Below are 6,449 nucleotides of genomic sequence, written 5' to 3'. Positions count from 1 at the left end.
GAGGCCCTGCCTTCATGCGCGTACGACCGCAAAATCACCCGACCAGGAACTCCGTTCGACTTGCACGTTCCAAGATCGGTTGAGATACGGCTTCTAAGGTCAGCGGCTTCCTGCCGGTGGGTCTGACTGGTCTTCACATTGATAGCCCAGCGCCCGGATGGAACTACGCGACCAGCCGCTGTTCGCGCCCCAGCACGTGGAGCCACGACCACACGGCGCACGCGGGGCACGCGCCTTCATGGTCGGTGCGGCGGAGTCCGCGGACGCGGCCGCTGGTGTGCATCTGGCGTGAGGCTGAGCGTCTGATTCCGGGTAAGGCTCAGTCCGAGAAGCATCACCGCCTGCCTGCGCTCGCCGAAGGCCTGTAAGGGCGCCCGCTTCTGGCGAGATGACCGTGCCGCGGGCACCCACGGCGGCAAAGTCTGGCTGGACGTCGACCGCATCGTCGGCACGGACCGGTGGCTGGACGACATCGTCGGCACGCTGGCCCAGGCCTTGACGGGCATCGCCCACGGCATATCGGAAAGAACGGCCGCCAGACTCTGGGCACCAGCGAGCACCGAGGAGATCATGCGGGCCGGCCGGTGACGGAAGCCCGAGACGGTGACCGTCTACGACCGGGAGTTCAACCCGGCCGCCCGCAACAGCGTCATGCGCCTGGGTCTGTGATCTCTCCGGCCGATTTGTTGCAGACATCACGCATCCGGGCGTCGAGAGCGGCCTGGGTCTCAGGGTCGAGCTCGTAGTCGCCGGCGGTTTCAGGGTTGACGTCCAGCGCGTGAGAGTGGAAGGCCTCCCGCTCGGCTGAGAGTTGTTGGATGGTCTGGGTGATCCGGTGGATCTTCTGGCGCAGCCTCTCCCATTCCTGCTCGGCGAGGGCGAGCTCGGCGAGCTGGTTCTGGATCTCAGCCTCGTTCTCGCGGGCGTAGTTGTCGCTGACCAGTGTGATCAGAGGGACCCCGAGAGCCTCGGCAGCGGTGACCGCCTCGTCGAGCCTGACCGCGCGGGTCTGCTGCTCGATACGTGTGATGGCGGTGGAGTCAACGTTCGTGCCGAGCAGTGCGGCCATACGGCGCGCTAGCTCTGCCTGGCTGATGCCGAGGCGTTCGCGTTCTTGACGAAGTCGGCGGGCGAAAAGGTCCCCAGGCAGTGGGTTCATGGAGGTTTGGTACTTCCTGGTCGAGATCGCGATCGACGGGGTGCGTGAGGGTGGCCCGCCTCGAAATCGAGCAGGCCGGCGTCGCAGCAGTGCTGGAGCGGCACATTACACATCTCGCACTGTGGATTCCACAGGCGTCCGCCACGACCCTACGGTAGCGCGTCGCGAGGCCGATTCGCCTCGTTTCCGAGCCTCTTTCGACTCTTTATCGACAGACCCTTTCTTGGCCTCTGTGGCCAACCATTCGAATGGGGTAGATTAGGCACTGCGGATGCGCACGTATACGAGCCAGAGGGGTGGGATACAGCATGTCACCGATCACTCCGACTTCTATCACTGCCCGTCCGGGTGGGCGATCTGCGCTTGTTGCCTTGTGACTTACTGCCATGCCACCGAATGATTCGAAAGGCGAGAGGAAAGAACCGTGACGAAGATCTACGAGGCAGCGGTCCTCACACAGGCTTCCCTGCCGAGTGCAGCCTGGGACCTGACCAGCTTCCTGCAGAACGCCAAGTCCCAGATCCAGCTCTGGGGCGGTCTTCTGCTCATGCTGCTCGGTGCTGTCGGCCTGGTCTGGGGCGGCGTGCTCCTGATCAAGAAGTTGATGGCCAACCCGCAGTCCGCGGGTCAGCAGCAGGGTTGGGGCACGATCGCGCTCCTCATTCTCGTCGGCGGAGCCCTGGGCACCGGCGGGTGGTCGCTGATCTCGACGGTCGGTTCCGGCGGCCAGCAGACCATCACGGACCTCGGCGGCGGCACGGTGATCGTCCAGACCGTCGATCAGTTCAGCGGGTTCCTGAGCGCCCCTTCCAAGTAAGAGGCCGTCACAGACCGTGCACACGACCGGGGACAGAGGCGTCGAGCGAACCGGGTCGGTTGAGGTGCAAGGCCTCCTCCGGCCCGGTTCGCCATATCCGGGCCCGCAGCACGGTGCAGGCACGAAAGAGAGCAGGACATGGGGATCAAGGACAAGGCGCTGGCCTTCAGCAGGAAGTTCAAGCTCGACTCGCACCACGCGATCGAGCGTTTTGGGGTGTTCTTCGGCATCTTCGCGGTCACGGGCGCGATCGTGATCAGCGCATCGGGGGCCTCGGCGTACCAGGCGGAGCGTGACTCGCTGTCGCAGACGGCGCTGTACACCAGCGACTTCAAGACGTCGAAGACGAATCTCGACGGCACCGTCGACGGGGTCTACACCAACGAGAGCGGCAACAGGGCGCTCGTGATGATGCACTTCAGTCCGACCGCTCAGATCTCGTACAACGCCGCGGACTACAGGGCGTTCCTGCTCGGGTCGGACACCTCGCTGAACAGCGAGCCGGTCAGCACCAGCGGGATCAAGGGCTCCTTCTACGCCTTCGGTTCGACCGGCTACGTCGGGGTCCTCCTGAACGCCGACCGGCCCTTCGACCGCCAGGTGTTGAACCTGACGGTCCGTGCGAACGCCGAACTCACCACGCCCGGAGCGGAGCAGGTGCAGAGCAGCGGCAAGCTGGCCGGCGACGAGACCTTCTCCAAGTACGACCAGTGGCGGGTCTTCTTCAACCCCGGCGCATCCGGGGTCCAGAAGATCGCGGCGCTCGACGCTCTGGCCTTCGACCCGGCGCAGGCCTACTACGAGGTCGCGCTCAAGGAGAAGGAGAGCGAGGCCAGGGACGCCCTGGACCAGAAGCTCGTCGAGATGCGCACGAATCTGACGCAGATTCAGTCGTACACCTCCGACCTGCAGACGACGAAGATCGACGGCCTGTTCCTGCGTCCGCCGACCGTTCCGGTCTCGATCGCCACCGACAAGATCACGGGCGTCTCCGCGGCCGAGGCCAAGGACGGCGTCTCGACGCTGGCGCTGCGGACCAAGCACGTCGTCCCGGGCGGCTTCGGCCTCAACTGGCGTGCAGGCAACGTCTACGACGGCTACCTCGACGCTCTGGTGCCGGCCGGTCAGAGCTACGCCCAGTTCTTCACCAAGAAGCGTGACGAGGGCTCGGCTCCGACGAGCCAGCAGATCTCGGACATGCAGTGGATCCTCTCGGACGGCACCAGCCTCACCAGGGACTACCAGTCCTCTGACGTGACGATGCGCCCGCTCATGAACATCATGAACAACCTTTCACAGGCGTATCAGAACTACTCCAGGAACAAGTCGCAGTACGAGTCGGATCTGTCGCTCGACCTGCTTCGACTGGACGCGAGTCTGCGGGATGTGCAGTCCAACAGCACCATTCGCGACGACAAGGACTTCCTCACCACTCTCACCACTCGCCATTGAGTGCGGCGATGAATTGACGCATCCCGCTACCTGGCATTGAGCCGGAAAGGACAACGACATGGCCACCGACAAGCCGAATCGGAGTCCCAAGAAGGGGACGACGAAGGACCAGCCGAGCACGTCGGTGAGTCAGGGGATGCCCCGGCAGGGTCGCGGGACCAAGAGCCTCGGCCCCGAGGAGGGCATCGAGAAGCCTCCCAAGGGCAAGGCCAGCGTGCCCAAGCAGCTCCCGGGGCCGGGGGCTGATTCTTCTGGTCCTTCTGGCGCGGCGAACACGGCGCCGAAGATGCCGGACGCTGCAGACACTGCGGAGACCGCGGGCAAGGCTGCTGGTGCCGCGAGTGCCGGGTCGAAGATCAAGCAGGGCATGAACGGCGTCGCCGGGAACATGGCCGGAGGCGCGGCCCAGAAGGCGATCGAGGGAGACGGCAGCAGCGCGACCCGCCGTAACACCGGGCGTTACGCGGGAGCTGCCGTCTCCGGTGCCGTGGCCGGTGCACAGGCTGGCGGGCTTCCGGGAGCCGCCGTTGGCGCAGCGAAGAACGTCGGCGTTGAGGGAGCCCAGGACGCGGTCAAGGGCGTGTCCAAGGTCACCGGCGGCAGCCCGGACGCCAAGCCGGCCGACCAGCGCGAGCTGGGTGCCGGCGGCACGGGCTACGAGCGTGGTGCGTCGAAAGACGACGAGGGCCTGGGCTCGAAGGCGGCCAAGGGCGTCACCGTCGGCGGTGGCGCGGCTGCTGCCCCGCCGGCCATGGGCGTGGTCATGGCCATGGCCCTTCTGAACTGGCTGAAGTCCATGTTCTTTGCGGCCATGGCGATGGCCGTCAACGCCGGGAAGCTGCTGTGGACGCTCATCGTCACCATCGTCAAGGCGGTTGGTCATGCGATCGCTGCGCCGTTCATGGCAATCGGCAGCTTTATAGCCAAGGGGGCCGGCGCGGTCCTGGGCGTCACCGTCACGGCGACGATGACCCCTGTAGCGGCAGCGATGTCGGGTGCGGTCGCGGTGACCGCCACCGTGGCCCTGCTGGGCACGGTCCTCACCGGCGTCCTCAACTCGACGGCGCTGACCGAGGGCCGCATCAACGCGAACGGGACGGCGTGCGTCGTCAACGCGGGTAGCGTCGGCAACGGTTCCGGGGCCACCGTCCCGGCGGACGTGGAGAAGAACGCCAAGGAGATCTACTCGGTGCTCAGCAGCTGGGGGATGCCGAAGGAGAACATCGCGGGCATTCTCGGCAACTGGTCGCAGGAGTCCGGGATCGACCCGACGAGCGTGCAGAACTTCCCCACGGGGACGTATGCCATGACCGCCGAGAAGGCCAGCGCCGCCCAGAACACGGACAACGGCATCGGTCTCGGGCAGTGGACGTTCGGCCGCAACACGCTGCTGCGCCAGTACGCGAAGAGCAAGGGCGTCGACTGGTTCACGATCAAGGCCCAGCTGGCCTTCATGGTCGATGGTGACAACCCGGGCGATGTCACGGTCTTCAAGGACATGCTCAAGACGTCGCAGGGCTCGCCGCGTGCGGCGGCGCTGCACTTCCACGAGAACTGGGAGCGCTCCGCTGACGGCGCGGCCGGGCTCACCGTGCGAGGCGACAACGCCGAGATGTGGTTCGGCAAGATGAGCGGCTGGTCGGTCGACAGTTCGATCGTGGGCGTCGTCAAGAACATCGTCGGCGGGATCATCGAGAGCATCGGCAACGGGATCAACACGATCCTGGGCAACTGCACGTCCAAGGGGGGCAGTTCCGTCTCGCTGAAGGACGGCGGGATGACACAGGAGGAGGCCCAGTCCCTCGTCGACCTCTTCAACAAGGAGGGTGACAAGTTCCTCGACGACCGCTACGGCGACCAGGGTGGTCCTGGCTCGTGCGGGAGCAACCATGCTGAGAACTGCGTGTCGTTCTCGACCTACTTCGTGAATAAGTACACGACATTCCAGACCTACCCGGCCGGTGACGGCAAGGAGACCGCGTACACGATCGCGAGCGAGACCGGCAAGCAGTTGTCCTCGACTCCGACGCCGTATTCGGTGGGTTCCGGCCCGGGCTCCGGTCCCGCCGGCCACACCCTCGTGGCGCTCGGCGTCCAGGGCGACAAGGTCATCCTCGGCGAGGCCGGCTACTGCGCCTTCATGGGCCGGGTCCGTGTCGACAGCGCGGCGCGGATGGCGGCCGAGGGCTGGAAGTTCGTGGACATGTCGGATTCGATGCTCCCCTCCGGCAAGATCAAGACGGTCTGATGCGCTGCATCTGATCTGGGAGTGGGAAGCCGGTGCCGGGTGATCCGGGCACCGGCTTCTTCATGTCCGGTGCAGGCCCTGTGTGCCGACCTCGCTTTTCGGAGCCCTTATCGAATGGATTCAAAGTCGGTCTCGAATGCCTTTCAGGATAGACTTGAGTCGTATATGAGAGCAACGTGGAGTGAGGAGTGTGTTCCGTGACGGCAGCCCATGATGAGTCCGAGAGCACGGGCCCCGAGCAGGAGACCGGGTCGATGCCCGAGGAGAAGCCCACGGCACCGAAGACGCGCAAGAAGGTCACCGGAGCCGAGCTCGAAGAGCGCTTCGCGAGCTGGACGATGCGCCAGCGCGAACGGGTCCAGGCACGCAGCCCGGAGGACAACGCGCGCCTGATCCTGCGCGGCGTGACCGCGGTGATGGGGGTCGGGATCCTCGCCCTGGTCGTCGCCACGGGCGTGGCCGGCGAGAGCTTCAAGGCGAGCACGGCGGACAACGAGGCCCAGATCGTCCAGCTCAAGGGGCAGCTGAATGATGCCGAGTCCACGCCCGTAAAGGCGGACGCCGGCGCGCAGTTGTCCAAGCTCACCGAGGCGGCAGCCGCCGGCGCGAAGAAGGTCGCGACCGGGGAGCAGACCTTCGCCACGTTGTACCACCAGGCCAGCGTCCAGCCCAGCCCGAACGGGACCTGTCCCCGAGTGGTGGACACCTCTGAGCCCGGCCCCGGCAGGGGCCGGGTAGGAGGGATCTCTTATGGTGATGAAGGTCTACTCGCC

5 protein-coding genes are annotated in these 6,449 nt (G+C 65.7%); 4 read left to right on the top strand and 1 reads right to left on the bottom strand.

Features of this window, described 5'->3' with window-relative positions; all coding sequences use genetic code 11:
* Positions 1-649: 649 nt before the first annotated feature.
* Complete coding sequence (locus tag ACGFYH_RS37115) at positions 650-1,159, bottom strand: helix-turn-helix domain-containing protein (RefSeq protein WP_393807581.1); 510 nt, start codon at positions 1,157-1,159, stop codon at positions 650-652.
* A gap of 424 nt (positions 1,160-1,583) precedes the next feature.
* Here ACGFYH_RS37115 and ACGFYH_RS37110 point away from each other — a divergent pair, with 424 nt between their 5' ends.
* From ACGFYH_RS37110 to ACGFYH_RS37095, 4 genes are all read left to right on the top strand, one after another.
* Positions 1,584-1,976, top strand: a complete 393-nt coding sequence (locus tag ACGFYH_RS37110) for a hypothetical protein (protein ID WP_393807580.1) — start codon at positions 1,584-1,586, stop codon at positions 1,974-1,976.
* Positions 1,977-2,114: 138 nt separating this feature from the next.
* Complete coding sequence (locus tag ACGFYH_RS37105; RefSeq protein ID WP_393807579.1) at positions 2,115-3,428, top strand: hypothetical protein; 1,314 nt, start codon at positions 2,115-2,117, stop codon at positions 3,426-3,428.
* Between the two features lie 58 nt (positions 3,429-3,486).
* A complete protein-coding gene (locus tag ACGFYH_RS37100) occupies positions 3,487-5,676 on the top strand; it encodes a phage tail tip lysozyme (RefSeq protein WP_393807578.1) in 2,190 nt (729 codons plus the stop codon).
* 197 nt (positions 5,677-5,873) lie between these two features.
* Positions 5,874-6,449 (top strand): hypothetical protein (locus ACGFYH_RS37095; protein ID WP_393807577.1); only part of this gene is annotated, 576 nt, incomplete at its 3' end.

This window comes from Streptomyces sp. NPDC048392 (genome assembly GCF_043200575.1).
GTDB lineage: Bacteria > Actinomycetota > Actinomycetes > Streptomycetales > Streptomycetaceae > Streptomyces.
The sequence above is the reverse complement of the archived record's forward strand: the minus strand, read 5'-3'. Positions and strand labels throughout refer to the sequence as shown.

Bases quoted from the DNA above. Each gene is read 5' to 3' on its own strand.
- ACGFYH_RS37105 (WP_393807579.1), top strand. From the start codon at position 2,115: ATGGGGATCAAGGACAAGGCGCTGGCCTTCAGCAGGAAGTTCAAGCTC.
- ACGFYH_RS37115 (WP_393807581.1), bottom strand. From the start codon at position 1,159: ATGAACCCACTGCCTGGGGACCTTTTCGCCCGCCGACTTCGTCAAGAA.
- ACGFYH_RS37100 (WP_393807578.1), top strand. From the start codon at position 3,487: ATGGCCACCGACAAGCCGAATCGGAGTCCCAAGAAGGGGACGACGAAG.